The 25,959-nt window shown below is 57.0% G+C and carries 22 protein-coding genes; 7 read left to right on the plus strand and 15 right to left on the minus strand.

Annotation, left to right across the window (positions count from 1 at the left end; translation table 11 throughout):
- Positions 1-40 precede the first annotated feature (40 nt).
- The gene (locus BN1936_RS01035) at positions 41-1,456 is read left to right on the plus strand and encodes an esterase-like activity of phytase family protein (RefSeq protein ID WP_022443105.1); all 1,416 of its coding nucleotides are present in this window, start codon (positions 41-43) and stop codon (positions 1,454-1,456) included.
- Here the strand turns inward: BN1936_RS01035 and BN1936_RS01040 are convergent.
- On the minus strand, positions 1,434-2,168 hold the full coding sequence (locus BN1936_RS01040; RefSeq protein WP_022443104.1) for a Crp/Fnr family transcriptional regulator: 735 nt from the start codon (positions 2,166-2,168) through the stop codon (positions 1,434-1,436). The genes BN1936_RS01035 and BN1936_RS01040 overlap by 23 nt on opposite strands.
- 204 nt (positions 2,169-2,372) lie before the next feature.
- Here BN1936_RS01040 and BN1936_RS01045 point away from each other — a divergent pair, with 204 nt between their 5' ends.
- On the plus strand, positions 2,373-3,869 hold the full coding sequence (locus BN1936_RS01045; protein ID WP_049686432.1) for an FAD-dependent oxidoreductase: 1,497 nt from the start codon (positions 2,373-2,375) through the stop codon (positions 3,867-3,869).
- Between the two features lie 114 nt (positions 3,870-3,983).
- Here BN1936_RS01045 and BN1936_RS01050 read toward each other — a convergent pair whose 3' ends face one another.
- The 4 genes from BN1936_RS01050 to BN1936_RS01065 all read right to left on the minus strand — a co-directional run bounded on the left by BN1936_RS01050 (position 3,984) and on the right by BN1936_RS01065 (position 8,525).
- On the minus strand, positions 3,984-4,499 hold the full coding sequence (locus BN1936_RS01050; RefSeq protein WP_022443102.1) for a cysteine hydrolase family protein: 516 nt from the start codon (positions 4,497-4,499) through the stop codon (positions 3,984-3,986).
- Between the two features lie 44 nt (positions 4,500-4,543).
- Positions 4,544-4,894, minus strand: coding sequence for a hypothetical protein (locus tag BN1936_RS01055; RefSeq protein ID WP_049686433.1), 351 nt, complete (start codon positions 4,892-4,894; stop codon positions 4,544-4,546).
- Positions 4,895-4,926: 32 nt separating this feature from the next.
- Positions 4,927-5,598 carry a hypothetical protein gene (locus BN1936_RS01060; RefSeq protein ID WP_022443100.1) on the minus strand — a complete coding sequence of 224 codons (672 nt, stop codon included), beginning with the start codon at positions 5,596-5,598 and terminating at the stop codon, positions 4,927-4,929.
- Between the two features lie 125 nt (positions 5,599-5,723).
- Positions 5,724-8,525: a heavy metal translocating P-type ATPase gene (locus tag BN1936_RS01065; RefSeq protein WP_022443099.1), complete on the minus strand. Its 2,802-nt coding sequence runs from the start codon at positions 8,523-8,525 to the stop codon at positions 5,724-5,726.
- Positions 8,526-8,629: 104 nt separating this feature from the next.
- On the opposite strand from BN1936_RS01065, the gene BN1936_RS01070 reads away from it, so the two are divergent.
- Both BN1936_RS01070 and proC read left to right on the plus strand, forming a co-directional pair.
- Positions 8,630-9,106, plus strand: coding sequence for a winged helix-turn-helix transcriptional regulator (locus BN1936_RS01070; protein ID WP_022443098.1), 477 nt, complete (start codon positions 8,630-8,632; stop codon positions 9,104-9,106).
- A 78-nt stretch (positions 9,107-9,184) separates the two neighbouring features.
- A complete protein-coding gene (gene proC, locus BN1936_RS01075; protein WP_082164414.1) occupies positions 9,185-10,066 on the plus strand; it encodes a pyrroline-5-carboxylate reductase in 882 nt (293 codons plus the stop codon).
- 91 nt (positions 10,067-10,157) lie between these two features.
- Here the strand turns inward: proC and BN1936_RS01080 are convergent, their stop codons facing one another.
- The gene (locus BN1936_RS01080; RefSeq protein WP_022443096.1) at positions 10,158-10,796 is read right to left on the minus strand and encodes a YigZ family protein; all 639 of its coding nucleotides are present in this window, start codon (positions 10,794-10,796) and stop codon (positions 10,158-10,160) included.
- A 241-nt stretch (positions 10,797-11,037) separates the two neighbouring features.
- Positions 11,038-11,667 (minus strand): hypothetical protein, encoded by a 630-nt coding sequence (locus tag BN1936_RS01085; RefSeq protein ID WP_022443095.1) that lies wholly within the window; start codon positions 11,665-11,667, stop codon positions 11,038-11,040.
- A gap of 267 nt (positions 11,668-11,934) precedes the next feature.
- Between BN1936_RS01085 and BN1936_RS01090 the strand changes: the two genes are divergently transcribed.
- Complete coding sequence (locus tag BN1936_RS01090) at positions 11,935-13,503, plus strand: alanine/glycine:cation symporter family protein (protein ID WP_082164415.1); 1,569 nt, start codon at positions 11,935-11,937, stop codon at positions 13,501-13,503.
- Between the two features lie 106 nt (positions 13,504-13,609).
- Here BN1936_RS01090 and BN1936_RS01095 read toward each other — a convergent pair whose 3' ends face one another.
- Positions 13,610-14,386, minus strand: coding sequence for a radical SAM protein (locus BN1936_RS01095; protein WP_049686435.1), 777 nt, complete (start codon positions 14,384-14,386; stop codon positions 13,610-13,612).
- A 204-nt stretch (positions 14,387-14,590) separates the two neighbouring features.
- On the opposite strand from BN1936_RS01095, the gene BN1936_RS01100 reads away from it, so the two are divergent.
- Both BN1936_RS01100 and BN1936_RS01105 read left to right on the plus strand, forming a co-directional pair.
- On the plus strand, positions 14,591-18,184 hold the full coding sequence (locus BN1936_RS01100; protein ID WP_022443092.1) for an SNF2-related protein: 3,594 nt from the start codon (positions 14,591-14,593) through the stop codon (positions 18,182-18,184).
- A gap of 38 nt (positions 18,185-18,222) precedes the next feature.
- On the plus strand, positions 18,223-18,702 hold the full coding sequence (locus BN1936_RS01105; RefSeq protein ID WP_022443091.1) for a hypothetical protein: 480 nt from the start codon (positions 18,223-18,225) through the stop codon (positions 18,700-18,702).
- An 86-nt stretch (positions 18,703-18,788) separates the two neighbouring features.
- Here BN1936_RS01105 and BN1936_RS01110 read toward each other — a convergent pair whose 3' ends face one another.
- From BN1936_RS01110 to BN1936_RS01140, 7 genes are all read right to left on the minus strand, one after another.
- Positions 18,789-19,106: an HU family DNA-binding protein gene (locus BN1936_RS01110; protein WP_022443090.1), complete on the minus strand. Its 318-nt coding sequence runs from the start codon at positions 19,104-19,106 to the stop codon at positions 18,789-18,791.
- 343 nt (positions 19,107-19,449) lie between these two features.
- The gene (locus tag BN1936_RS01115; RefSeq protein ID WP_022443089.1) at positions 19,450-20,508 is read right to left on the minus strand and encodes a tetratricopeptide repeat protein; all 1,059 of its coding nucleotides are present in this window, start codon (positions 20,506-20,508) and stop codon (positions 19,450-19,452) included.
- An 18-nt stretch (positions 20,509-20,526) separates the two neighbouring features.
- On the minus strand, positions 20,527-21,000 hold the full coding sequence (locus BN1936_RS01120; protein WP_022443088.1) for a hypothetical protein: 474 nt from the start codon (positions 20,998-21,000) through the stop codon (positions 20,527-20,529).
- A gap of 261 nt (positions 21,001-21,261) precedes the next feature.
- Positions 21,262-21,693: a type II toxin-antitoxin system HicB family antitoxin gene (locus BN1936_RS01125; RefSeq protein ID WP_022443087.1), complete on the minus strand. Its 432-nt coding sequence runs from the start codon at positions 21,691-21,693 to the stop codon at positions 21,262-21,264.
- A 124-nt stretch (positions 21,694-21,817) separates the two neighbouring features.
- Positions 21,818-23,158, minus strand: coding sequence for an MmgE/PrpD family protein (locus BN1936_RS01130; protein WP_053101771.1), 1,341 nt, complete (start codon positions 23,156-23,158; stop codon positions 21,818-21,820).
- A 65-nt stretch (positions 23,159-23,223) separates the two neighbouring features.
- Positions 23,224-24,621 carry a C4-dicarboxylate transporter DcuC gene (gene dcuC, locus BN1936_RS01135; protein WP_022442680.1) on the minus strand — a complete coding sequence of 466 codons (1,398 nt, stop codon included), beginning with the start codon at positions 24,619-24,621 and terminating at the stop codon, positions 23,224-23,226.
- A 126-nt stretch (positions 24,622-24,747) separates the two neighbouring features.
- Complete coding sequence (locus BN1936_RS01140) at positions 24,748-25,938, minus strand: mandelate racemase/muconate lactonizing enzyme family protein (protein ID WP_049686436.1); 1,191 nt, start codon at positions 25,936-25,938, stop codon at positions 24,748-24,750.
- Positions 25,939-25,959: the final 21 nt, after the last annotated feature.

Raw genomic sequence — 25,959 nt, forward strand, 5'->3', positions numbered from 1 at the left:
GAGTTTATAATAAGGGTTTGCGCTACTAAGGTTTCTACTCATGATTCTTTTCTCTTCTTTTCGTATACGGGAAAGAGCTCTGCGGCATGCGGTCGCTGCAGGGCTTTTTCTCACCTGCCTTGCGACGCTTGGGACTTCTGGTGCCGCCTGGGCTTCCGGAATTGATGCCGTAAAGCTCCAGGTAAATGTCCCCTATGCCTTCCTGCCTTCGCTGAAAGGCGCGGAGGGGGCGGCGTTCGCTTCCGAAAAGAAAGAGGGAACTTTTCCAACCGGCCGCTACCTTGATCTTTCATTCGGGAGCGGCATGGCGCTTCGCGAGGGACTCGGAGACGGCCGATACCGACTCCTTGCGGTCACTGATGACGGTCCTACCTGTCATGGCCCCGGGCGAAAGACCCGTGATGGTCTGATTCCAACCCGCCTCTATCTGATTCCCGGGTATTCACCGCTTTTTGTAGAACTGACCCTTGACTCGAGGAGCCGGGTTCTGCAGGTGACCGGGATTCGCCGCGGGAGCCGGAATTCCCAGCCTTACAGCGGCATTCCCCCGAAAGCCGCGCGATCCCTTTCTCTCGACTTTCATGAAGAACCCGTTACCACCCGGTTTTCTCCGATTGAGCCGCGGGGGTCCGCGATTAATCCTCAGGGTCTTGCCGTCACATCTGACGGAACGATCTGGGTAGCTGACGCGTCGCTTCCTTCAGTGGTCCGTCTCTCAAACCGGGATTTTGGAGAAATATCTCGGGCCATCCCCGGAAAGGGGCTGCCCCGGTTTCTCGCCTGGAGCGCCATGGAGTCCGGTTTCCAGGGACTCGCCCAGCTGCCAAATGGGAAACTCGCAACCACTATCAAGCCGGAAAGAAGGGCGGATTACGCGGTGATTCTGCTCTCCGATCCGTCAGACTGGACGTCCCGAGCCTATGTTTATCCCAAGCCCTCTGATCTCGACCGGTTTTCTCTCAAAGCCTTTGCTTCCGTCGGAGATGGAACTCTGTTCGCGGTGGAGAGCGGTGAAACCGACCGGGGAAGGGCGGTTTCCCGCCTTGTCCGTATCAGCTTCAAGGGTGCGGATGATCTCTCGGAATTCCCGCTTCGGGGCGGCAGCATTGTGGATACGCCGCTTCGGTACCTGAAAAGCGAAGGCGTAACGCCGGTCCGCCGAGATTTCGTGGCGGATCTGATCAAAGCCGGTGTCGATAAGCCGATTTCAAGTCTTGTGCGGATTGATGACGAAACGCTTCTTGCCGTGAACGAATCGCACTATGGCGTGAGGTGCAGGGCGGCGGGCGGCGCGGCGCTGCCTTCGCTCAGGCTTTCACCGGACGGTGATCTGATGAAAAACGGCAAAGTGCTGCCGGATGAGGAACAGGCGGTGACGCTTCATCCAACGGGAAACAGCACAAACGCCTGGCTCCTGAAGTTTCCTAAACCGTTCACGGTTTCCCGTAACCGGTGAGGTAGGTAGACTCGGCAGAGCCCTTGCCGTCGATCCAGTCGTAAAGGTCTGAGAAGAGTTCCTTCCGGACAGAGATCGAACGACGGTCTTTTCTGATAAGACCGGCCGCTTCCCACTGGGAAAAAATTCTGCTGACAGAAACGCGGGACAGATTGACGACCTGGCCGTACTGGGAGTTATTAAGGAGCAGCGGAATCACGGTCCAGTCATCCCGTAGCGGAATCCCGTAACTCGTGATCAGTACCTTGAAAAGTGTCCGGAGTCGGAACTGCGGGTCAAGCGTGAAGTTCGCGACCATGCCCTCGATGTAACTCTCCTCTTTCGCGGTCACATCTGCGAGCACGGCTTTGCCGAACGCAGGGTCCTTGGACATCTCTTCGCTCAGAGTTCGGGGCGGCATGGCATACACCACACAGTCGCGCCAGGCGACCGTTTCCACATTCACGCGTTCATCAACCGCGGCTGAGATATCACACATGCTTCTCCCGGGAGGAATCAGGGAGAGGATTGAGCTTGACCCCTTAATGGCGCTCGCTATCCGGTAAACACAAAGGCCCCGGACGAGGAGAAAGGACTTCGGATTATCGCCTCCGGCCTTCAGCACCTGGTTTCGTTTCACCTTCTGAAGGACGCCCCGCCGTTCATATAAGGATGCAATCACGGGGGGCACGGCTGGCTGAACCCAGGGCAGGTTCTGAAATATCTGGCGCACGGGGATGCACTCCTTAAAAGGTCTGTGATTGGATGAATACCGAAAAATGTAACACGCTACCGCGTTCCTGTGATTTAGTGTAACTGCTGATACAGATTTTCTCTTACCATTTGGGGATAATTTTTAAGTTAAGCCTAGACAGAAAGAATTAGTTCTGTTTCAGGCCGAGTAACTAATACGACACATTCAAGTGGAGAGAGAAGAATGAAGTTACTGAAAACGATCATTGCCGCGACTCTGGCGGCTGCCTGTGTTCTCCCGGCTCAGGCCGCGGATAAGACGATGAGCACCGACATTGTGGTGCTCGGCGCCGGCTGCGGCGGCACCTCTGCCAGTGTGGCAGCCCAGGAACTCGGCGCCAAGGTGATTCTGCTTGAGAAGCAGGGCATCACCGGCGGTACCTGCAAATTCTCCGAAGGCATCATGGCTGTTGAGTCCAAGATGCAGCGTGACTGGAACTATGGTCTGACGAAGGATGATGCTTTCCAGCGCATCATGCGTTACGGCCACTGGCGCGGCAATGGCCGCGTGGTCCGTGCGTTCGTGGAAAAGACCGCGAGCACGATTGACTGGATGCAGGGCAACGGCGTGAAGTTTGAGAAGCTCTTCTCGAACTATCCGGATGGTCTCTACACCTGGCATATTTATGAAGGCCGCGGCGCAGGCTGGCTCGCCAAGTATCAGGACAAATTCGTGAAGAATGGCGGCACGCTGCTCCTGAATACCCCCGCCACCGATCTGATCCAGGGTTCTGACGGTGTTGTGCGCGGTGTGATTGCGAAGAACAAGGAAGGCGACAAGATCACCATCAACGCGAAGGCTGTGATTATCGCCACGGGCGGTTTCGGTGCTAACGAAGCGATGAAGAAGAAGTATCTCCGCTTCCCGGGTGTTGACGGCCTCGCTCAGACCGGCAAGACCGGCGACGGCATCCAGATGGCCTGGAAGGCCGGCGCCGCTGAAGACGGTGTTGAGGTTCAGGCTTCCTACCGTCCGGGCCCGAAGGGCGTGGGCACCACGAATCAGGTTGCCGCTTCCGCCAAGCAGCCGCACCTCTGGCTGAATCCGGAAGGCGATCGCTTTGTTGACGAAACCGTCATGCTCGAGTGGCCGTTTGCCGGCAACGCTCTGGAACGCAACGGCGGCAAGATGTGGGTTGTGTACGATCAGGCGACGCTTGACTACATGAAGAATGAAGGTATCGACCTCGGCGTCGGCGTGATGGTTCCGGTCGCGACGAAGCTCACGAAGTTCGATTCCGAGTGGGATGCCGCTGAAAAGGCCGGCTGGGCCAAGAAGGCGAATACGCTTGACGAACTCGCCAAGATGACCGGTATGCACGCTGATGTTCTGAAGAAGAACGTCGCTGAGTACAACCATTGGGCTGATATCCGTCACGACGGTCTCTTCGCCAAGAATCCGAAGTACATCCGTCACGTGAACAAGGCTCCGTACTACGCGATCCAGCTTGTTGCCACGTCTCTCGGCACGCTCGGCGGCATCAAGATCGACGACAAGTGGGAAGTGGTCCGCAAGGATGATTCCCCGATCAAGGGCCTCTACGCTGCCGGCAACGACGCGGGCGGTATGTATGGCGACAGCTACGATCTGCTGATGGCTGGCTCCACCATTGCCTGGGCTGTGAACGGCGGCCGTATCGCGGCTGAAAACGCTGTGAAGTACATCGGCCTCAAGAAGTAAAAGCCTCAGATTCCCGCTCCGGGATTCCCGGAGCAGTGAGTATGAAAAAGAGAAGCCCGGAGAGCGATCTCCGGGCTTTCTGTTTTAAGCAGCCTCAAAGCGGTAGGTCGGTGATCAGGCGTCGATCTGGCAGATCCGGAGTGCTTTCAGAGCGTTTTCGTGATTCTCGGGGGTCGTTCCGGCGCAGAGCTCGGGCCTCACCTCGATCGCTGTTTCCGGAGCGGCGGCCTTCGCGATCAGCGCGTTGCTGATCACACAGATATCGGTGCAGACACCCGTGAAAATAATGCGGTCATAAGTCTTCAGACGGCTGCCGAGTTCCAGGCTTCCGAAAGTGGGTTTCTGGATCGTGCGATCAGCGGATGCGAATGGCTTCAGCTCCTCGCAGATATCCCAGCCGCGGCTGCCCTTAATGCAGTGAGGAACTGGAAGATGCCGTCCTTCCTGCGTTTCGAGATAGTTTTCAGGATGCGTGTCCTGAGTGAAGAAGACATCGGCGGGCGAAGAGGATGCCGCGTTTTCCGCGAGAAAGTCCCGGATGCGGGGCAGAACCTCCGCGGCCTCCCGGGTTCCGAGAGAGCCCGTAACGAAATCGTTCTGCATATCAATCACGACGATAGCGGTCTTCATGGCCATCTCCATCTTCTTTAGAAAACGCGATCCGCCGGTGCGGATCAGAGTTCGGCGGACGGGTCAATAGCCTGCACGCACTTGAACTGCAGCCATACTGAGGCGCCTTTGGTCAGTTTGCCGGACGCGTCCTCGACTCCCCAGGAAATCGTCTGATCGAGCGGCTGGATCCCCATGCCGCGCTTCGCGCAGAAGTTTTCCGCATGCTGCACAGTGGCTTCCTTCACCCGCATCGGATTCTTTTCGAAGGGCCAGGTTTCGGTTCGCTCGTAGATTTCGCCAAGAACCTGCTTCTGCTGAACCTGGGTATCCAGTTCAACACCCGGGTATGCGCACCCGGAGAGCAGAGCGGCGGCAGCAGCAGCTGCCAGGACGGGAATCAGCGTCTTTTTCATTGGTGTTTTTTCCTCAGAGAATGGCGTCAGTCTTACTTATTGAATCCGTCAAACTTCAGAAGATTGTCGTAGTCGATCATGTGGCACTGATCGAGCTTATTCACGCGGACAATCTTGTTATCAGGAAGGGACGTGAAGATGGCGCTGCAGCTGTAGCGGCCCAGATTCTGTCCCCAGGAGAAATTCGCCTGATACTGTTTTCCCGGCTCAGGGACAAAGCGGAAGCCCGCGCGGCAGAGCGCGCCGGTGTCCTGAGGCATATCGTCATCAGGTCCGAGTTTGATCTTCGGCGCGCTGCCGGGGACCCGATCATACGGGAGCGAGTACTGGATCTCGATTTCCTGACCGGCCGGGATACGGATTTCAGCCCAGCGGTTTTTATCCGGGAAACGGGCAGTGGCGGATGAAGGCGGGAGCCCAAGTGACTTGCCCTGGTTCGGAAGATCAGCAGGAGCTTTTTTCGTGATGCCGTCGAGATAGTAGAGCACCTGGTTATGCTTCCCGTCCCAGGTGTAACAGAAGTCGGCGTCGTCCTTGGTCACTGTTCTGACGGCAATCATGCCTTCACCGCCGACTCGCATCAGTGCGGTTTTTCCCTCTGTCGGTTCCACATAGTGATTCGGGGGAGGGGTAACAGCGCAGCCGCCGAGAAGTGCTGCGGAAAGAGCGGCAAAGGCCGCTTTGGAAAGACGCATCCGGATCAAGTCAGAGCTCCTAAAAAACCGACCCCTCCCATGGAAAGGAGGGGTTTCGCTCCGGCTATTTTAACCGGGGGCAGGGCACTGTGGCCGCTGTCCCCGGGGGAGATGCGGGAGAGTTGAGGCAAAGATCAGGCGACTTCGTAGCCGGCGTCGACGATTGCCTTCTTCAGAGCATCCTCGGAAACACCGGTGCCGCAGGCAACGGTGGCTTTGGCGCCTTCGAGGTCCACATCAGCCGACGTCACACCGGCGACACCTTCAAGCGCCTTTTTGACACGCGCCTGGCAGTGACCGCACATCATGCCCTTCACGGGAAGCGTGACAGTCCTGCCTTCAAGGGGGGAAGCGCCGTATCCGGCGGCTTCCACTGCCTTCACGAGGGCGTCTGCCGTGACGGAGTCATCCGCTTTCACGCAGGCCTTCGCGCCTTCGAGATCGACTTCCGCGGAGGACACACCCGGCACCTTTTCGAGAGCTTCCTTCACGTGAGCCTGGCAGTGCTTGCAGGACATACCGGTGACAGCGAGATTCAAGGTTTTCATATCAGCCATTTCAGTTGAGTTCCTTTCTTCAGGAGTTTCAGGTTCAAGAACAGGGCAAGCTTTGGGCTCTGCCTGGATTGCTTCAGAGGCGGCAGCCATAGGGGCGGCCGGAGACTCGGAATTCTGGAAAGCGCTCTTAAAGAAGCGAAGCCGGAGCGCATTGGTTACTACGCAGACACTCGAGAGACTCATGGCTGCGGCGGACACCATCGGGTTCAGGATAATTCCGAACGGATAGAAGAGTCCGGCCGCGATCGGAATGCCAAGCGTGTTGTAGATAAAGGCCCAGAACAGATTCTGGTGAATATTCCGGATGACCGCCTGGGAGAGCCGGCGGGCGTCCGCAAGCCCGGTGAGACGGTTCTGCGAGAGCACGATGTCAGCTGACCCGAGCGCCACATCAGTGCCAGTGCCGATCGCGATGCCGACATCCGCCGCGGCCAGTGCCGGAGCATCGTTAATACCGTCCCCTACCATGGCGACAAGGTTACCCCCCTTGCGGAATTCCTCAAGTATCCGGGCTTTGTCTTCAGGTTTCAGACCCGCGCGGACTTCGTCGATTCCGGCCTGGCGCGCGATAGCGCGGGCCGTCAGCTCCTGATCACCGGTCAGCATCACAAGGTGCAGTCCGGCTTCGTGAAGAGCGGCCATCGCTTCTTTCGCGTCGGGTTTCAGAGGATCCTGCAGGGCAATAGCGCCGAGAATCCGCTTCCCAAGCGAGAACCAGAGCACGGTCTTTCCTTCAAGGGAGAGCTTTTCAGAAAGCGCGTTTTCCTTCTCACCGAGCCCCGGTCCGAGTTCGGACATCAGACGGGCATTGCCGGCCAGAAGCAGTTCACCGTTCGCGGTGGCACGGATTCCGGCCCCCGGCAGCTGCATGAAGTCTGTGAGCGGGAGAGTCGGAAGTCCAACATCAGCGGCGCGTTCAATGATCGGGCGGCCGAGAGGATGTTCGGAAAGCTTTTCAATAGAGGATGCGAGCTGCAGGAGTTCATTCCGGTCAGAACTGTCAGAAGGAATGAGATCGGTGATCACGGGCTTGGCCTGTGTGAGCGTGCCGGTCTTATCAAGCAGCATGGTCTTCACGCGGTCCATCAGTTCGAGTGACTTCGCATCCTTCACCAGAATTCCAAGGCGGGCGGCGCGCCCCGTACCGACCATGATGGCGGTAGGCGTGGCGAGACCGAGCGAGCACGGGCAGGCGATCACGAGAACCGAGATTGCCATCGTGACAGCGAAGGAAAGATCCTTGCCGAGAACCAGCCACACGATCAGGGTTACCAGGGCGATACCGATCACGATCGGAACAAAAATGGCAGCGACCTGATCCGCAAGGCGCGCGATCGGAGCCTTGGTTGACGTGGCTTCCTGGACAAGCGCGATGATCCGGGAGAGGGTTGAATCCTTGCCGACCCGGGTGACCTCCACCGTCAGATGACCGGATTTCGCGATTGATGCTCCAGTCACTTCCTTGCCAGGAGTTTTCTCAACCGGCAGCGATTCACCAGTAACAACGGACTCGTCCACCCAGGCGAGACCGGTCTTCACACGGCCGTCAGCCGGAATGGTTTCACCAGCTTTGACGGCGAGGAGATCCCCCACCTGCACGGAGTCGATCGGCACAGTCACTTCAGCGCCGTTACGGATCACCGTGGCAATCGAGGGGCGGAGCTTCGCAAGCGCTGTGACAGCTTCCGTTGCCTTTGACTTGGCGCGGGACTCCATATATTTGCCGACAGAAACGAGTGTCGGCACCATGGCAGCCGAGTCAAGGTAAAGGTTTCCGAAGAGTCTTCTCACTTCTTCCGTGTTTCCGTCCGCTGAAGCAAAAGCCATCAGATAGAGCGACACCAGACCGAAGAGGTACGCGGTTCCCGAACCGATCGCAACGAGCGCGTCCATATTGGGATGCCCATTGAAGAGGGAACGGAATCCTGTGATATAGAAGTGCCTCTGAATCAGAAGCACAGCGCTGGCCAGAATAAAGAGCGTGAGCGTGACAGGTACCGCTCCGCGGGCTCCGGAGAGCGAAGCCGGGAGCCATCCCTGCATAGAGGCGACAGAAAGCGCCATCAGGATTACGGAGATCACAGCAGACCAGATCAGCGCTTTCCAGCGGGAGGCGGCTTCTTCAGCGGCTTTTTTCTCCTGACTTGTTTTTGCTTCAGGTTCCACGCCTTCCGGGGTGGCGCCGTACCCAATCTGAGCAATCCGGCTGCAGATGGCGTCGTTCGTGACCTTGGTCTCGTCGTACTCAGTCGTAAGAGTGTTCGCGAGCAGATTTACGACAGCGCTCTGCACGCCGTCCATTTTTCCTACTGTCCGCTCAATAGCGGCCTGACATGCGGCGCAGCTCATGCCAGTGACATTGAACCTTTGTTTTTTCACTTTCAGGGTTCCTATCAATTTTCGTGTAATGGACATTTTAGAACTTAATGCTAAAATAGCAATAATGATTCAAATGAAACAAAGTATCCTAAGAGATATCAATAATGACTCTGAATGCGAAAAATGACAAGTACGGATGCCCGGTGTGCGAGAAGATCGCCCGGGAGGAAGGGCTGATGAATGATGAGGATGACACGCCTTACTGCCCGGTTGAAAAGACGCTGTCGCTGATCGGCGGGAAATACAAGGCGCTGATTCTCTGGCGGCTGATGGAAGGGCCCATGCGTTTTTCCCAGCTGGCAAGAATCGTGACCGGAGCAACGCCCCGCACGCTGACGCGGCAGCTCCGTGAGCTCGAAGAGGATCATCTGGTGCACCGTCATGTGTATGCCGAGGTACCGGTCCGTGTGGAGTACTCACTTACCCCGCAGGGTGAAAGCATTTATCCGATTCTCGCGTCGATGTACCGCTGGGGTAGCGGCTACCTGAAGGCCCATGGCAAGAAGGTTGGCTGCGCCATGAAGCCGCCCGCGGGTATGGAAACCGAAGAAGAGGATGAGGCCGCGGCCGCGGCCGCCTGATCCCCGATGTCCGGGCGTCTCCCTTTTAGCGGAAGCAATGGGATACACTCTTGATACGTAATTTTCAGGAGTAAAGGCATGAAACTCGGTGTCATCGGCGCGGGCAATATGGGCCGCGCGATCCTTTCAGGGATTCTCGCGTCCGGTCTGATCACAAAGGACGATATTGTGGCGTCCAATCGGACTGAAGCCGACCGTGATAAGACAGAGAAGCTCGGTGTCAATGTAACGGGCGACAACGCGGACGTCGCGCGCGCTGAGTGCGTGATTCTCGCGGTGAAGCCGGCTAAGCTCGCTGATGTGATTCATGAGATTGCCCCGGTCGTTAAAACCGATACGCTGATTGTCAGCGTGGCTGCCGGTCAGTCTATCGCGCTGATTGAATCGCTTTTCGGAAAGCCGGTTCAGGTGGTCCGTGCGATGCCGAATACGCCGGCTCTCGTTCGTGAAGGAATGACCGCGCTCTGCGCGAATAACCTGGTGTCTGAGGAGTCGTTCGCATGGGTTCAGGCCCTTTTCGCGACCTGCGGCCGTGTCGAAGTGATTCCCGAATCCCTGATGGGGGCAGCCGGTACTGTGAGCGGCGCTTCTCCTGCCTGGGTTTATATGCTGATTGAGGCGATGGCGGACGGCGCGGTGCGTGATGGAATGCCGCGCGCGCAGGCCTATAAATTTGCGGCTCAGGCGGTTCAGGGTGCTGCGAAGATGGTGCTTGAAAGCGGGCTTCATCCCGGTGAGCTGAAGGATCAGGTGACGAGCCCCGGCGGCACGACGATCGAAGCGGTGCGTGTTCTTGAAGAGCGCGGATTCCGCGGCGCTGTGATTGACGCGATGGGAGCCTGTACGGCGAAGAACGGCTGCATTGCCGCAAAGGCAGCCTCTACTGTGGCGACGAAAAAAGAAGCCCAGGCGCAGGAACCCGGCGCGCTTTCCAATCTCTTCCGCGCGCTGAAGGGCTGAATTGCGGGGACAGACTGATCTTTGATCAGAAGGAACAAACCGGACCGGTATCAGATCGGTCCGGTTTTTTGTTGAGGGATCGGCAGACCGGTCATTCTTCCTCTGGAGGCTCCACAAGGACTGAGCCGGAAGTGAGTTCCGTCAGATCCTTGGTCAGCGCCGGGATGGCGTCACGGGGAATCGCGAGAACGTATTCGGCGTCCATGCCGAAACTGGATTCCGAGATGCTGGCCCGATACTGCGGAAGAAGCCTGAGAAACTGCGTGACGTAGCGATGCTCGATCGTGACGCCGAGCGGTACGGTGACGAGCCTTTCCGCGGTGGGAAGCGTTTCAAGTGCAAGCTTCACGGTTCCCTGATACGCGCGGATAAGACCGCCGGTTCCGAGAAGGATGCCGCCGAAGTAACGGGTTACAACGACTGCGATTTCGCCGACTCCGCAGTGGAGCAGCACAGTCAGCATTGGGCGGCCGGCCGTGCCGTGAGGCTCGCCGTCGTCACTCATTCCGACCTGGGCAGTGGCGCCGGGAGCGCCCGCGGCGTACGCCCAGCAGTTATGCCTCGCGTCTGAGAATTCCTCCCGTATCTGATCAATAAAGGCTTTTGCCTCTTCAGGAGATGTGACTTGGGCCGCTGTGCAGATAAAGCGGCTGCGCTTGATGGTCTGCTCAACCCGATGAAACTGACCGGGTGCAAGATCCGGCACCGGATAGAGAAAATCATTCGGCATAAATGAGAATGAGTATTAATTGCAAGTGTAAAGAATTGTTTCTGGGTTCCTGCCAGTCTTGTATTTTTCTTAATTCCGAGTAAAGTACTCAAGTATTGAAAGGGCGCCAATTCTGGTTCTCTGGCTCCCTTCTCATGGTTTGCTTCTGGCAAGTCTCCTATATATTTTAAGCCTTCAGCCGCTCCCGGCCGAAGGCTTTTTTTTACCCTGAAACTGCGGAGAAGCCTGAATTACGCGGATTTCAGCGATGCAGTTTGAGGCGTTCCACGTAGTAGGAAATCGAGGAAAGCGTCATCAGGGCGTAGCCGAGCAGCTCCGTGCTTTCTTCTGAAAGGCGCTTCGCGATGTACTTCGGGCCTTCCTCTGAAATGAAGAGAGACCAGAGGTGCCCCGAACCGTAAATACGGGAATAGACGAGGAGCATGCCGAGACCGGCAATCATGGCGACAAAGGATTGAGAGCGGACAAAGTGAGCAACGCCTTCAAGCGTCTCCGAGAGACCGCGCTTCGAAATGCGCCAGAAGAGAATGACAAGGAAAACCGCGAGAACGATCTGCCAGGCGCTCTTGGAAATGAAGTCAAAATAAGCGTCCTGCTCACGGATAAAGAGCGAGGTCATAAAACCCGCCATCAGCAGGATACCGCCCCGCTCTTCGGGGATACGTTTAGCAAGACTGTAGAAACTGCCCATCGAGATCAGCAGTACGACGTCCTGCACCCATTCAATTGCGGTTTCAGACTCAACACCGTAGCGGGACTGCCAGAAACAGGCCGCAAGGCAGAGCAGATAAATGAGGGCCCCGGCCAGCACGGCGAGAACGCCGTAGCCGAAGGTTTTGAGGTTTTGCTTATCTCGAGGCGTGAGTGTCATGATTGATGAACCTGTTTCTTCTTTATTTTTTTAGCGGATAGAGGTTCTGTCCGTTTTTTTCCGAGGCGGTACATTAGCAAAATTTCCAGGTTTGTGAAATTCCTGTGAAGGTATCCGAACTGAAATAAGGGAAAACGGGGTACACGAAAAAGTGATGACGCTTTGCGCCTAAGGGAGTCATCCGGCGGTATCCTCTAAGGAAAAATTCCGTTACAGATTAAGAAATAGTCTGTTTCCTCCTTCAGACTACGTTTTTTGGGATATTCCATGGAAGGATTTATTACTCAGGCGAGCAACTTTGTCTGGTCGCCCGCGCTGGTCGCACTTTGTCTTCTTGGCGGCCTTTGGTTTTCGGTCCGGGGCCGTTTTCTGCAGCTGAGGCTGATTGGCGAAATGGTTCGGCTTCTTTTTCAGAAGAAAGTTGGCGAAGTCGGTATTTCTAGCTTCCAGGCACTCACAATGACGCTCGCCGGCCGAGTCGGCACCGGCAATATCGCGGGTGTTGCCACGGCCATCTGTTTCGGCGGTCCGGGGGCGCTTTTCTGGATGTGGGTTGTGGCCTTCCTCGGAGCATCCTCCGCCTTTGTTGAATCTACCCTTGGTCAGGTTTTCAAGGTCAATATCGACGGCGAATACCGCGGCGGTCCGGCTTACTATATCGAGAAGGGCCTGCACAGCAAACCCTTTGCCGTACTGTTCGCCGTGGTGACAGTGCTTGCCGCAGGGTTCCTCTGCCCGGGCGTTCAGGGCAACTCAATCACGAGCGCCTTTACGCACGCCTTCGGACTGAACACAGCGGTCACAACGGTTTTTGTGATCTCGCTTCTCTGCTTCATTATTTTCGGCGGCATTACCCGTATCGCGCAGTTCACGGTCGTGGTGGTTCCGTTCATGGCTCAGATCTATATCGTTGCGGCTCTCATTATCGTCGGCGTGAATATCGATAAGTTCCCCGAGATGCTGCATCTGGTTTTCTCGTCCGCTTTCGGCGTAAATTCGATGTTCGGCGCAATGCTGGGCACTGCGGTGACCTGGGGCGTGAAGCGCGGCCTGTACTCGAATGAAGCCGGCCAGGGCACCGGTCCTCACGCGTCGTCTGCCGCTGCTGTTTCCCATCCGGCGAAGCAGGGTCTCGTGCAGGCGTTTTCGGTTTATATCGATACGCTCTTTGTCTGCTCAGCTACCGGGTTCATGATTCTTCTCACGGGCAGCTACAACGTGATCGGTCCGAACGGGCAGACAATTGTGAATAATCTGCCGGGCGTGGAAGTGGGGCCGGCTTACACGCAGGCTGCTGTCGAAACGCTGATGCCGGGCTGGGGTTCTCCGTTTGTGGCACTCGCGCTTTTCTTCTTCGCTTTTACGACGATCGTTGCTTATTACTATCAGGCGGAGACGAATATTGTTTACCTTTTCCGCGGTCCGAAGCGGGGCGCTGCGATCTTCGTGCTTCGCGTTATCTTCCTCGTGGGGACTGCCTACAGCTCGATGAAGAGCGCAGATCTCGCCTGGGCTATGGGTGATATCGGCATCGGCATGATGGCCTGGGTGAACTTCATCGCGATTCTGCTGCTTCAGGGAATCGCCTTCAAGTGCCTCCGGGATTATGAGGAACAGAAACACCTGGGGCTTGATCCGACATTTGATCCGGCAAAGCTGGGGATCACGAATGCCGAATACTGGACAGAATCGCAGCGTGAAACCAATACGATTCTCGAAAAATCTTCCGGTGTCGATAACCGTGTGCTTTCCACCCTGCAGGAGAAGCGTGAACTCGAAGCTGCGAAGAAGGGGAAGAGAACCGGCCTCTTTATTGATAATGACGGAGATGACTAAGGAAACCTTCATCTATCGTCCGTAGAAAAAAGCGTTCGTCATTGGAAGACGAACGCTTTTTTCGTTTTCTCCGGCACATAGTCAGTACCGGAGAAAAGCGTCTGCGCTAGTACGAGACCTGGCAGGTGAGCCCCCGGACCCGGACACGCTCAGCGATCGCGTCAAGCTCTTCATGCGTCGCTTTCTGCAGGTCATGCGCCGGAGTATCGCGGTCAATCGTATAGATCGTGACGAGTCTCGGTCCTATCTTATCCACGGCGTCCAACCAGGGACCGACATACTTTTCATCAACGTTATCGACCCGCTTGCCGTCGAAAGATCCGTGAAGGAACATCGTCTGAATGATGGCGCGGTTTCCGAAGCACTCCATCGCCTCGAGGATCTTATCGAGATGCAGGGCGGCATTCGGTCGATCAACCCGCTCAATGTATTCCTCATCCACGGTGTCTAGCTTCAGTTCTGCGTTATCAACCTTGAGAAGCGCGTCAAAGATGGGCTGACGCGTGATAAGGAAGGCGTTTGTCAGGACAGAGACCTTCGCCTTCGGGCAGTACTCATCCCGGAGCTTCAGTACGTCATCCACGATTTCAGGGAATTCAGGGTGGCCGGTCGGCTCGCCGTTCCCAGAGAAGGTGAGCGTATCGGGAAGCTTTCCCTCGGCTTTCATTTCCTCGAGTTTTTCCCTGAGCATCGTTCGGATCAGTCCCCGGCTCGGTATCTTCTGATGCGAACGTGTGTCAGCGTTGAAACCGATCTCGCAGTAAATGCAGTCAAAGGAACAGATCTTGCCGTCCCCCGGGCAGACATTGATACCAAGCGAAATGCCGAGGCGGCGGCTGTGAACAGGGCCGAAAATGGGTGATGGGAAAATTATCGTAGACATGTTTTTTATAGGTTAGGGTCTTTGTTCCATTGTAGCCGCGGGAGTGAAAGCAGTCGGGGAAGCCTTGCGGAGCATCGGGAACATCATTCGTAGTGCGGAATATCCGGAACTCAGGGGGCCAAGCGAGTAAAATATAGCGATTTCGGCTCCCCCTCAATTTTTGAGGGCTGGGGCCTTCTCCGGAATCTGAGAGAGCTTATAAGCATGGCGCGTATTCCCTTTGGAACAACCTGGTGGGGCAAAAAGTGGCTCGATTCACTGACGCTCCTCGACTACGAAAACCGGCTGCCCCGCGGCCGGAGTTACTTTTCGACGGGTCATGTTCTCTCCAGTGAATTCGATCCGAAAGAACTCCTTTTCACAGCAAAGGTTCAGGGATCGCAGCTGAGACCTTATACCGTGAAAATCCGTTTCCCCCGGGTGGACCGGGATGCGGCTGCCCGCTTCACGGATCTTGTCGCCAAGGATCCGGAATTTATTTCTTCTCTTGTCGATGACAGGCTGGAGCCCCGCGTCGCGGATGTCGCTGAGGCCGCCGGGCTCAGGCTTTTTCCGGAATCCTGGCGCGAATTCGGTCTTACCTGCACCTGCCCGGATTTCGCGGTGCCCTGCAAGCACATTGCGGCGGCCTTTCTTGCCATCGTCCGCGAAATCGACGCCGATCCCCTGAAAGTGCTGAGTTTCCAGGGTTTTGACCTGAAAAAGGCGCTGAAGGAGCGGGGAGTTGATCTGGAGCGGGCCGAGGGGTTTGAGCTTCCGGACGCCCGGTCACTGCTTCGCTGGAAGGCAAAGCCTGAAGAGGCGGTGGCACCGAAGCAGGGCGGAGTGAAAGACGCGGAAACCGCGTTTTCGGCTGTTCCGCTCTATCTGGTGAAACCGCTCTCCGCAACTCTTTTGAAACTTCTGCCGGAAGAAACCGCGCTGTTTCCGGGCGGACGCGATTGGCTGAAGAAAGTCTGGAACCGGATTTCAAAGCGCGCGTCAAACGCCTGGTCTCTCCGCGGAAGCCATGCGAATGTCTGGGATCGTATTGACAAGGGGCCGCTCGGTTCCTGGGGACCGGTCGTGCCGAAGGTACAGATGTTCGACGATTCGCTCGACTTCGTGCGGCCTTATTCTGAAGGCATGACACCCCGGCCGCTTTCTGAAAAGCGGGCCTCCGGGTGGCTTTTTGACGCCATGCTGGAGCTGGGAAATGAAGAGGCGAGAAATCACTCGGTCGGGCTCTCTGTCTGGTATCAGCTGATCACTATAGCGTTGGCTCTCATGAAAAACGGGGCTGTGGTGCCGGTGCTCGTGCGTCATCCGGAAGCAGAAAAGCCCGCCTGCACGCTGGTCTGGGAACCGGCTCTCGCGGCGGATTCCGTACGGAGTGTCGTGCTCGAAGGCGCCGCAGCGCTCGAGTCGCTCGGCGTCCGGCTGATCACGCTTCCCGAGCATGAGGAGTCAACACCTGAAGGGCGGTTCCTCGCCATTCTTACGGTTCTTATCACAGCCTTCGCGGATCACATGCAGGCGGTTGACGCGGCTGCCCGCGGGAAGCTTGTCACCGGACTCTTCGGCGACCGCTACCGGTGTCTTGAAGAAGGGGCATGCGACTCTGAAATCCACACGCTGAGCCGTTACCTCCGTCCGCTCTCCTTCTATCAGCTTCCGACCGACTGGGTGCCGGTTGTGGTTGTGAGGAGCCGGAACCGGGAGACGATCCAGCTGAATCTTGGAATTCTGCCCGCGAAGCATGAGGCCGGGGAAAAACCGATTCTGCTGAAGGCGATTCTGACCGATCCGGAGTATGAGCGGGACCGTTATGCGGTGATCGCGGGTTTCCAGATGCTGACGAGCGCCTGCCCTGAGCTTGCCGAAGTCCTGAAGAGTCAGGGGAAACCGTTCTCGATGGTGCCGGAGGATCTGAAGCCGTTCCTCTTTGAGGCCCGCCCGGCTCTTGAGCTGCTGGGCGTGCAGGTGCTGCTGCCGAAGCGGCTGAGGAAGATTTTCCGCCCGCAGCTGACAGCTGAAATATCAGGCACCGCGAAGAGTTCCGCCGGTCGTTTCCTTACAAAAGAGATGCTCGCGGACTTCAGCTGGAAGGTCTCTATCGGAAGCCGGGAACTCACTGAAGCGGAAGCGCTACAGCTCTTTGAAAAGAAGGGCGAGATTGTTCAGCTGGATGATGAATACGTGTGGCTTGATCCGGCGGAGATCGAGGCGATTGAAAAGCGCCTGAAGCAGAAGCGTAAGCCCGGGTACCTTGAGCGTCTGAGAGGGGCTCTTACCGGAGAAATCGAAGGCGCCGGCGTACAGGTATCGGGCGACATCATGGAGAAGCTGCGTGAGATCAGCCGCGAGAAAGAGATTCCGGTGCCGGATGATATCCGGGCGGAACTCCGCCCGTATCAGAAGCGAGGCTACTCCTGGCTTATGAAGAATTTCCGCCTGGGGCTGGGATCCCTGATTGCGGATGATATGGGGCTCGGAAAGACACTTCAGGTGATCACGGCGCTCGATGAGCTGAAGCGTGAGGGCGAACTGAAAACCGGGAAAGTGATCGCAGTCGTTCCTGCCACTCTTCTCACAAACTGGGTGAGAGAGATCCGGAAGTTTGCTCCGAATCTGACAGCCGAGATTTATCACGGATCGGACCGGAGACTGGGTGACCCGGATAAGCGCCCGGATGTGCTTCTCACGACCTACGGTACGCTGAGACGGGATTCCGAGCAGCTGTCAAAACTCTCGTGGCGTGTCATGGTGCTGGATGAAGTCCAGGCCGTGAAGAATACGGGTACCGGCGCTTATGCCGCTGCCTCTTCCTTCCCGGCTGACCGCGTGATCGCCATGACTGGCACACCGGTCGAGAACCGTTTGATGGAATACTGGTCTATTTTCTCGATTGTTCAGCCAGGACTTCTTGGCACGGCGTCTGACTTCCGTGAGAATTTTTCGGTTCCGATCGAGAACGAACATGATCCCCGGGCGGCCGAGGCTTTCAGAAAGCTTGTCGCCCCCTTCATGCTTCGCCGTATGAAGACCGATAAGGCGATTATCAGCGATCTGCCGGACTGCATCGTGCAGGACGTCATGACGACGCTGCTCCCCGAGCAGGCTTATCTCTATCAGGAAGCCCTCACGAGGAATCTCGACGCGATCAGCCGCGCCGAGGCGAACAGCCGCGATAAGCAGGTGAAGCGCCGCGCGCTGGTTCTCAAGCTCATCACGGAGCTGAAGCAGATCTGCAACTCTCCATCTCAGTACAACAAACAGTGGTCTGAGACGCCGGACAGCGCCAAAGCGGAAACGCTTTTTGAGCTGCTCGATGAATGCCGGGAAAATGGGCGGAAGGTTCTCGTCTTCACGCAGTACCGGGAGATGGGTGAGCTTCTGCAGGGGTGGATCGCGAAAAAGACCGGTCGGAAACCTGAGTTCCTGCACGGCGGGGTGAGTGTCGCGCGCCGCGCGGTGATGGTGGATGACTTCCAGAATAATCCTGACAGCCATATCCTTCTGGTGTCACTCAAAGCGGGCGGTACCGGCCTTAATCTCACCGCAGCCTCCGTCGTAATCCATTACGATCTGTGGTGGAACCCTGCGGTAGAGAGCCAGGCCAGTGACCGCGCCTGGCGTATCGGTCAGCAGCGCGATGTGCTGGTTTACCGTTTCGTCACCGAGGGAACGTTTGAAGAACGAATCAACGAAATGCTGACGGAAAAGCGCCGAATAACGGATCTCGCCGTGTCGAGCGGCGAAAACTGGGTGGGTGATATGAGCACGAGCGAACTGCGCGCGCTCTTCAGTCTATCCTAGCGGATTCAGGCGCAGACTCCGGCGCAAAGGAGAATCTGATGAAAACGTTGAAGACTGCGGCCGTCTGCGCCGCCCTGATGATGACGCTTGCGGGGGCTTCGGCACAGGCATTTGCTGCCGGGACTTCCTCCCAGGCGCTCGGCGAATGTCTTTACCGGAACGCGACGCCTGACCAGAAGACCCAGCTGATTCAGTGGGCCTATGTGACGATCGGGAAGACGGATGCCGCCAAGAGCATCCAATCGATTCCTCAGGCCAAAACCCAGGCGGTGACGCAGAAAATGAAGAGCACGCTGACGACGCTTCTTCTTCATTCCTGCCCGAAGGAAGCGGCTCAGGTGCTTCTGACGGATCCGAAGAACGGTTCCATTGACGCCATGGAAACAGTGACCTCGCTTATGCTGCGGGAAAAGGTCCGGAATCAGGTCGGCAACGTCCTGGATCTGCAGTCCGCGGGCGGAGCGGCGAGCAAGGCGGGCGAGCTTCTGAAGGGCGTCGGCTCTTTCTTCGGTAAGTAACATCCGGCATCCGGACAAAAAACAGCCTCCGGAATCAATAACCGGGGGCTGTTCAGACGGGAGGATCATTTCCTCCTCGTACAGAATTACTTGCGGGCCTTCGCCTTGCGGGCAGGAGCCTTCTTCTTCGGTGCGTTGACAGCAGCCTTGAAAGCGGCGCCCGGGATGAACTTCGGCACATTGGTCGCGGCGATCTTGATCGGAGCGCCGGTGCTCGGATTGCGTCCCGTACGGGCGGGGCGGGCCTGGAGCTTAAACGTACCGAAGCCGACCAGCGTCAGCTTCTCATCGGCCTTGACGGTTTCAACAACGGCATCGAGAACGGTCTGCAGAACGCGAGCGGCTTTGGCCTTCGGAAGTTCTTCGGCAGCTGCGATCTTTTCAACGAGCTCTTGACGATTCATAAGCGGTTCTCCTTTAACCGGCAGCTTTGGGCCAACGCCCGGCCGGCTGATTTTTAGAAAAAATACAAAATGAACCAGGGCCGCGGGACGCTCGAGAGATCAACATCGACTTTAAGCTGTCAGCCGTAAGCGGATCGCCTGAAATCAGCGGTTTCCGCCCGGAAAGCGGTCCACACCGAAAAACGCAGGTGTTGAATTGATGTTAGCTGAAAAAACCGCAATTGGACACAGAAAAACCTCAGAAACACCTGCTAAATAAGGGTTTTAGCTGGAAAAACAGCAAAAAAATGCCCTGCGTCAAAAGTAATCCGGTGTTTGACCGAGAATAATGCCCGCAGACCGCCTAGAAAAGGGCGGCGACAAGCGCCGAGTCTTCAGGGTAGCGAGCGGAAAGCTTCTGTGCTTCACTGCGCTCGGAAGGGGAAGCGACAGCCTCAAGCGCTCCGATCATGTCACGTCCGAGTTCTCCGTCAGTCTGCTCCTGAGCCCGAAGGGTCAGGGCGAGGGCTGAGGCGATGTTCTGCTCCACGCCATCGCCCCGCTGCAGGGCAGAGGCAAGGAAAAGAAGCGCATTCGGATTGCCCTGGGAGGCGGAGGCCTTTGCCCAGCTGATCGCTTTTGCGGGGTTTGCCGCGACGCCCCGGCCGCTCGCGTAGAGAAGCGCGAGACGGTACTGGGCATCGGGAAGGCCGTCAGAAGCGGCCGCCGTGATCCACCGCACAGCCTCTTTTTCCCGGTTTTCTCCCCGGGATTCTTTTTCATTCGCGTAGAAAAGCCCGAGCTCGAGCTGAGCCGGAGCATAACCCTGAGATGCCGCGCGGCGAAGCCAGAGCGCAGCCTGTACAGGATCCGGCCGGCAGCCGATCCCGGTTTCATAGCATTTGCCGACTTTGAGCTGTGAAAGCACATGCCCCTGGGCACCGGCGAGGCGGTACCAGGTGAGAGCCCCGTGAGGATCCTCAGGTGTTCCGAAGCCGTGCTCCATCGCGACCCCGAGGTGATACTGGGCGTCCGCGTTCCCGGCCAGAGCCGCTGTGTGAAAGAGTTCCACCGCGCGTTCAGGGTTGGGATGTACGCCCTGACCCCGGGCGTAGAGAAGCCCTAGCAGCGCCTCACTCGCGGCATGATCCCGGGCTGCGGCCTTGCGGAGCCATTTGACGGCTTCGCGGTTCTCTGTGGAAAGTGTATTTCTTGAAACAAGGAGCTTCGCGAGTTCGTACTGCGCCTGAGTGTCGCCGGTTGCGGCGGCTCGGGCATAGTCCTCAATCGCTTCGGCAGAGCGCCGTGTAGAAGCGCCGGGCGTCCCTTCAAGCAGTTCGAGGACTCCCTGATCGCGCATCAGTTTCTCGCGGCCCGGGGCCGGGAAAAGACTCTGCCCGATTTCCCTTGCTGTTTTAGTCATCCTGCGGCATCCGCTTTCTCAGTCGGTATACGGAATGACGCCGATCAGCTGCCAGAACATCTTCGCAATGTAGAAAAGCGCAGTCCAGGCGGCAAGACCGAGCACACCGAAAGTAATCGCTTTTGAGGTTGGAACACTGACGAGGTGCTTGGAGAGTCTCTGAGCCTCGCGGATCCGGATCGCATGACGGACACCGCACGTAGCGGCCCAGCCGACAAGCAGCACCACATCAACGATGAAAAGCGTCAGCCCCCAGCCCGGGCGGATCGCCGCAATTGGCTGAATAATGGCCGCGATGGCGAGCAGGATCATGCTGCTGCGTTCCCAAAGGAAAGCGGCATCCGCACCTTCCTCATCACCGATATGCCTCAGATCGGTTCCCTGCAGCATAGTGCCGAAAACAGGAGTAAAGATGATGGACAGCCACAACGCGGCCCAAGGGTTCCAAATCTCATTTTCGTGATTCCGTTCCGGGGCGGAATTGGTGGCCATCGGCTTGCTCCTTATAAGAAAACCCCATCATTTTACCTGTCCCAAAGCGGTCTTTCTCATCGAAGGAACGAGAATTTTGTATCATACCATCTTTAAGAATTAGGTAAAAAGGAGTAGAATGCATTTTCGAAGGGAGCGCTCAGCAACGTGGCTCTCCCCAGATGCATTTTCATCTTGCGGATGATGATGCATTTGCCGGTTCTCCGTTATCGGGGGATAGCAGTACGGAGAATCGGCTGTGATCTTGATTCCCGGAGCCGTTTAACGAGCTCCGGGATTTTTTTCGGAGAGTGAAAAAGCGCCGCCGATTGCCCGGAAGGCGTCTTCAATCGCTTCCATGCTGGCGAGATCCCGGTCAAGATCAACCAGTCTCTGAGCCTGTGTCTGTGTGACACCGAGAAGACGGGCCAGATCTGAAAGCCGCCAGCGGTTTTTCAGCATGTAATTCCAGAGAAGAATCTTTGCCTGCACACGAACGGGCAGATAGACGAGGCAGGTGGCACTCCGGTCAGAGGTGACCGGTATCGGTTCATGTTTTTTCCGGTAGGTCTGGAGCGCGGAGGCAAGGTTTTCTCTGACGAAGTCGAGCGCCTCAGGGCGTGACGGCTGTACAGTGAAGAAAGCCGGAATGTCCGGGCAGGTGGCTTCGACACTTCCGTTTGGGAGATCTCTCAGATTGACTCGGTAATGCATGGCTGGCAGCAGGTTTCAGATTCTGAGTTAAACAGGATTTGCACATTTTACTATGCCGGCCAAGGTGAACAATCCAAAAAAAGATCCGGCATAAATGCCGGATCCGTAAGTGGAGTTCCTGTCCTCAGGCAACGCTGATCAGCTGGGCAATCGGCGAAACACCTGACAGTGAGTCTGCGGCGAGAAGCAGGTCGGCTGCTTTATCAGCCCCCTCGTCTCCAAGCGTTTTCTGTACGGCAGACAAAAATTTCTGCCGGATGACGGCGGGATCCGCCGCGTCGTTTGAATTCCAGACTTTTTCCGAGAGGACGGTGCCGTCCGAAAGCGTTACTTCAACTTCGGCGACGCGTCTTGGGAAAAGTGATGTGGCCTCAGGATCCTCAACCACTTCAATCTTTCGGGCAAGAGCGAGCTTTCCTTCATCGGCTCTTGCTTCCCGGGTGAACTGAGACAGAGTGACCGCGCCATCGGTGATTGCCGCGGCGAAGCACCAGGGAAGCGAGAATTTAGCTTCATCCTCCGTGCCGTACCGGAGAGCGCCTGTCACATCCACAGCGACCCGGTAGGTTTTTACGCGGACTGATCGGATGGCAGCCGGATCAAGCGGATGCTTCTTCATCAGGGTGAAAAGAGCGTCGAGCGGCGAATTCGTGTGTCCGCAGGAGGCATACACCTTAAAGAAGGCTGTATCGGAAACCAGCGTTTCCTCAGACGGATTTTCAAGGTTCTCCGGGTGAGGATCAGAGCACGTGGCAGCAACAAATCCCTTCTTGCCAAGAAGAGCGGAGTGTGACCCGGTGAAACCGGATTGAGCGAGGAGCGCGGCATCGATGCCGTTCTGGCAGGCTTCAGCAATGTTAAGAGCCTTGGCGTGTGACCCAAACGATTCAATGAGGCCACCAGCCATCGTGGCAGCAAGCCCGAGCGCGTTATTGGCGGCTTCCTCGTTAAGGCCGAGAATGCTCGCCGCCGTGGCCGCGGCCGCAATCGTGCCGACGGTTCCCGTGGTGTGCCAGGTTTTGTAGTGCGAGGGATTCACGGTCCGCCCCAGGCGGGCGAAGATATCGTAGCCGATGATAACGGCCTTAAGAAAATCAGCTCCTGACGCGCCGGTTTTTTCCGCCAGAGCGAGAGCCACCGGAATCGTGACTGAGCCCGGGTGACCGATCGCGGTGCGGTGTCCGTCATCCAGCTCACAGACGTGGCCAGCCACTCCGTTCAGAAAAGCGGCAGATCGGGCGGGAAGCCGGTCATCAAGTCCGATAGCGGTGGATTCCGCCGCGCCGCCGATCGAGCTGAGATATCTGCCGGCAATCACGGTCTGAGGGTAATGGGCGCCGGCGATAGCGCAGCCCGCCCAGTCAAGGACGCGGAGTCTTGCGTCCGCTTTGAACTTTTCAGGGATCTTTTCCAGACTGCAGCCCGAAATGAACCGGGCGAGACCGGCCTGAAGCGGTTCTTCCATAATTTCGTCTCCTAAAGAAAAGAGGGACCGGATTTGTTTCCCGGCCCCTCTGTTCAGATTTCGGATCAGTAGAAGATCACGAACGTTGCGATGAGATAGACCACCGTGGTGATAACAAGCGGAATGGCGTTTCGCTTAACAACACGGAAGGGCGATACATTCGCGAGGCCAGCCACTGCGACGATCGCGCCGGTCACCGGAGAAATTGTGCGGCCCATGCCGGTCATCGTCTGCAGAGGAAGGAGCATCGTTGCCGTGTGGATTCCGTAGCGAGCGGCGATATCCGGAATCAGCGGAGCGAACGAGAAGAAAGGCGCGTTACCGGAACCCATCAGGAAGGAAACGATACCGATCACGAGTGCCATGGCGAGCACCATCGGGATAGCGCCGAGGCCGACAGACTGCGCTCCATCGATCAGCGTCTTGATAGCGCCGATTGAGATAAGGCCCTTGCCGAAAACCTGGCCCGCGATGATGAGGGATATCACGACAGTGAGCGCATGCCCCATGCCTTTGAAGAACTCACGGAGTCCGTCCATAGTATCCATGACGTTCCGCGTACGGATAACGTCGAAGATCATGGCAACAATCACAGAGAGCACGATCGCGGTCGGGACGCCGACCTTCACGTTGATGCCGTACTGGCCAAGCACTACCGGATTGAAGAGCAGCAGAATGAAGAGCGGGAGCATCGGAAGAAGAGCGTAGATCTTCGGGATCCGGGCTTCTTCAGAAGCTTTCTTTTCATCCATTTCAAGCGCAGCCATTTCTTCGGCCGTCAGCGGCTCAACGCCTTCCTTTTTATCCCAGTAACGCTGGACAAAGTACATGGAGATCAGCATCGAGAGCAGCATGAACGGGTAAATAGCCATCTGCCAGTGGAAGAAGTATTCTGCCCATTCGATATTCGCGGTTTTCGCGGTGAGAAGGCAGTTCGCGGAGCCCGGTCCGAGGTCGAAGAACCGGCTGGCTGCGATCGTGCAGACAGCTGTCATCTTCGGGACGCCCGCGCGGATCATGACCGGATAGAGGGTCACCATCATCATGAGGGCAAGCCCTGCGGCAGACGGGATCGCGAGCCCCACGATCTGGGTCACGATGAGCCCCATGCCGGCGAGGACATAGGGAGACTTCACGTACTTCAGGGGACCGCCCACAACGTCATAAAGGGCGCGGCCCGCATGCACGCGGTCCATGTATTTCGCGAAGCCTGCCATGCACATGATGGAAAGACCGAGTTTCGCGAGAGTCGTGGACATGACATTTTCGACGACAAGGAAAATGTCGAAGAAAATGGAACCGGAACTCTTTTTAAGGCCGAGTCCAAGGCCGATGTCGCCGAGCGCTGCGATGGCAAGCAGCACCACGCCCGCGACAAGAAGCACTGCCGGGGCGTAAGCGCGCTTGACAATCAGATAGCCGGCTGCAACGGTGACGATGGCAGCTATAGTGAGACCAAGCATAGGGGTACCGTATGTATGAATCAGGGAGAGACCGGCGGTTTGTTGCGGGTCTGCTCCTCTTTCAGTTTTCGGGAACCAGGAAGGGGAATCCCCTTCCATCGGTTTGTCAGAAGAAAGCCCTGAGGCTTACTTCACGGTGACCTTGGGAGACTCGGCGATGCACTCGTCAGTCAGTTCCTGGCCAATGCCGGGCAGATCCGGGATCTGGTACTTGCCGTTGACAGGCATGTAGTCATACTTGCAGGTCCGGCGGTTGCCTTCGAGCAGCGCATAGCGGTGCAGTTCATGGATAGCGAAGTTCGGGATCGCGGCTTCGAGCTGCAGAGACGCGGCCGTCATGATCGGGCCGCCGCAGACGTGAATCTGCGTGGTCGTGTCATAGATGTGGCCCATATCGCAGATCTTCTTGCCTTCGGTGAAGCCGCCGCAGGTTCCGAGATCCGGCTGAATCAGATCAATGATGTGATTCTCGAAGAAGGGGCGGAATCCCCAGCGGGTGAAGACGCGTTCACCGGCAGCGATCGGAATATTCACGTTGTCGTGCACTTCCTTCAGCTGCATCGGGTTGAGGCTCATTACCGGTTCCTCATAGGCGGAGATCCGGAATTCCTCTATCATGCGGCCGAACTCAATGGCGGACGTGGTATCCGTCAGGGCGTGAGCCTCAACGATGATGTCGATCTGATCGCCGACCGCTTCGCGGATGGCCTTCAGGCGGTCATAGCCCACGCGGAGATCGCGGCCTGCAAAGCAGCCGTAGAGATTGCGGCGCTTCGCGTACCCTTCAAGGTCGATTTCGTTCACGTCGACCTTGATGCAGTCATACCCCTGTTCGAGCGCCTTTTCGGCTGCCGCGGCGTACTGAGCGGGAGTGACGAGAATGTCTTTCTTTTCGGCGTTGCCCCAGCCAAACTGCAGCTGTGAGGCATACGTGCGGAGCTCATCGCGGCATTTGCCGCCGAGCAGCTGATAGCAGGGAACGCCGAGGGCCTTGCCCTTGATATCCCAAAGCGCGACGTCGATTGCCGACATACCGGCAGAAACGACCGTGCCGCCGCCCTGACCCCAGAAGGTTTTCTTCTGGAGCTTGTCCCAGATGAATTCATTCCTCATCGGGTCGAGCCCGATAAGAAGCTTCGCGAAATCCTGAGCCATGCCGAAACCGGCAGATGCGCCTACGCCGTAGGCAAGACCGACTTCACCGAAGCCGGAAATGCCTTCGTCCGTATTGATACGAACGACGACGGGTCGCCACTTGGCAACAGCGGATTGAAGCGGATTCTTAACGTCAATTATGTCCACACTGACGATTTTCATTTATGAATCTCCGATGTATTT

It is taken from the genome of Dakarella massiliensis (assembly GCF_001182045.1).
Lineage (GTDB): Bacteria > Pseudomonadota > Gammaproteobacteria > Burkholderiales > Burkholderiaceae_F > Mesosutterella > Mesosutterella massiliensis.

Excerpts from the sequence above, each read along its gene's own strand:
- BN1936_RS01140 (WP_049686436.1), bottom strand. The coding sequence starts at position 25,938 with ATGAAAATCGTCAGTGTGGACATAATTGACGTTAAGAATCCGCTTCAA.
- BN1936_RS01130 (WP_053101771.1), bottom strand. The coding sequence starts at position 23,158 with ATGGAAGAACCGCTTCAGGCCGGTCTCGCCCGGTTCATTTCGGGCTGC.
- dcuC (WP_022442680.1), bottom strand. The coding sequence starts at position 24,621 with ATGCTTGGTCTCACTATAGCTGCCATCGTCACCGTTGCAGCCGGCTAT.
- BN1936_RS01080 (WP_022443096.1), bottom strand. The coding sequence starts at position 10,796 with ATGCCGAATGATTTTCTCTATCCGGTGCCGGATCTTGCACCCGGTCAG.
- proC (WP_082164414.1), top strand. The coding sequence starts at position 9,185 with ATGAAACTCGGTGTCATCGGCGCGGGCAATATGGGCCGCGCGATCCTT.
- BN1936_RS01115 (WP_022443089.1), bottom strand. The coding sequence starts at position 20,508 with ATGACTAAAACAGCAAGGGAAATCGGGCAGAGTCTTTTCCCGGCCCCG.
- BN1936_RS01035 (WP_022443105.1), top strand. The coding sequence starts at position 41 with ATGATTCTTTTCTCTTCTTTTCGTATACGGGAAAGAGCTCTGCGGCAT.
- BN1936_RS01045 (WP_049686432.1), top strand. The coding sequence starts at position 2,373 with ATGAAGTTACTGAAAACGATCATTGCCGCGACTCTGGCGGCTGCCTGT.
- BN1936_RS01110 (WP_022443090.1), bottom strand. The coding sequence starts at position 19,106 with ATGAATCGTCAAGAGCTCGTTGAAAAGATCGCAGCTGCCGAAGAACTT.
- BN1936_RS01090 (WP_082164415.1), top strand. The coding sequence starts at position 11,935 with ATGGAAGGATTTATTACTCAGGCGAGCAACTTTGTCTGGTCGCCCGCG.
- BN1936_RS01095 (WP_049686435.1), bottom strand. The coding sequence starts at position 14,386 with ATGTCTACGATAATTTTCCCATCACCCATTTTCGGCCCTGTTCACAGC.
- BN1936_RS01125 (WP_022443087.1), bottom strand. The coding sequence starts at position 21,693 with ATGCATTACCGAGTCAATCTGAGAGATCTCCCAAACGGAAGTGTCGAA.
- BN1936_RS01050 (WP_022443102.1), bottom strand. The coding sequence starts at position 4,499 with ATGAAGACCGCTATCGTCGTGATTGATATGCAGAACGATTTCGTTACG.
- BN1936_RS01085 (WP_022443095.1), bottom strand. The coding sequence starts at position 11,667 with ATGACACTCACGCCTCGAGATAAGCAAAACCTCAAAACCTTCGGCTAC.
- BN1936_RS01105 (WP_022443091.1), top strand. The coding sequence starts at position 18,223 with ATGAAAACGTTGAAGACTGCGGCCGTCTGCGCCGCCCTGATGATGACG.
- BN1936_RS01055 (WP_049686433.1), bottom strand. The coding sequence starts at position 4,894 with ATGAAAAAGACGCTGATTCCCGTCCTGGCAGCTGCTGCTGCCGCCGCT.
- BN1936_RS01100 (WP_022443092.1), top strand. The coding sequence starts at position 14,591 with ATGGCGCGTATTCCCTTTGGAACAACCTGGTGGGGCAAAAAGTGGCTC.
- BN1936_RS01070 (WP_022443098.1), top strand. The coding sequence starts at position 8,630 with ATGACTCTGAATGCGAAAAATGACAAGTACGGATGCCCGGTGTGCGAG.
- BN1936_RS01120 (WP_022443088.1), bottom strand. The coding sequence starts at position 21,000 with ATGGCCACCAATTCCGCCCCGGAACGGAATCACGAAAATGAGATTTGG.